Source organism: Roseateles chitinivorans, from assembly GCF_002761755.1.
In the GTDB taxonomy this organism is placed as follows: domain Bacteria; phylum Pseudomonadota; class Gammaproteobacteria; order Burkholderiales; family Burkholderiaceae_C; genus Roseateles; species Roseateles chitinivorans.
Genome location: NZ_PEOG01000159.1, coordinates 1 through 628, shown reverse-complemented (window position 1 = coordinate 628; position 628 = coordinate 1). Strand labels below are relative to the sequence as shown.

At 77.5% G+C, this 628-nt stretch carries 1 protein-coding gene; it reads right to left on the bottom strand.

Annotated elements, in window-relative coordinates; genetic code table 11:
* A partial coding sequence (locus CS062_RS25145) for a carbohydrate kinase family protein (RefSeq protein ID WP_099864565.1) occupies positions 1-628 on the bottom strand: 628 nt, incomplete at both ends.

The window sequence follows — 628 nt, the reverse complement described above, 5'->3', positions numbered from 1 at the left end:
CTGGTCGAGCCGCGCCTCGACCGCGGCCCGCGACGGCAGGCCGGCACGGGCGCCGACCTCCGCGATCACGAAGCTGCTGACCGCGCACGCGAAACGCAGGCCGGCCGCCAGCGACTGGCCCTCGAGCCGGGCGAGCACGAAGGCGGCGTTGAAGGCGTCGCCGGCGCCGGTGGTGTCCCGCACCGGCACGTCGAACGCGGCCTGCCTGACCACGCCGTCGCGGTCGGCCGCGATCGCGCCCTGCGCGCCCAGCGTGACGACGACGCAGGACGGCCCCTGGTCGAGCAGGCGCCGCAGTCCGTCGGCGGAGGGCGCTTCACCGGTGCCGGCCCGGAAGCCTGCCTCGTTGAAGAACACCAGGTCCGCCAGCGGCAGCCGCTGCGACAGCGCCTGCGCGTCGCCGACCACCGCGGGCTCCAGGTCGAGCGCGACCCGCGTGCCAGTGCGCCGCGCCAGCTGGCTGAGGCGCGTCAGCTCCGCCAGGTCGCGGGGCATGGCGTAGAGCACGCGCGACTGCAGCAGCGCGTCGTGCAGGCGCTGCGTAGGGAAGGGCGGCGGCGCGGCGGCCATCGGCGCGACCACCAGGCCGCGGTCGCCGCCCGGCGGCAGCAGCGAGAGGGCCAGGCCG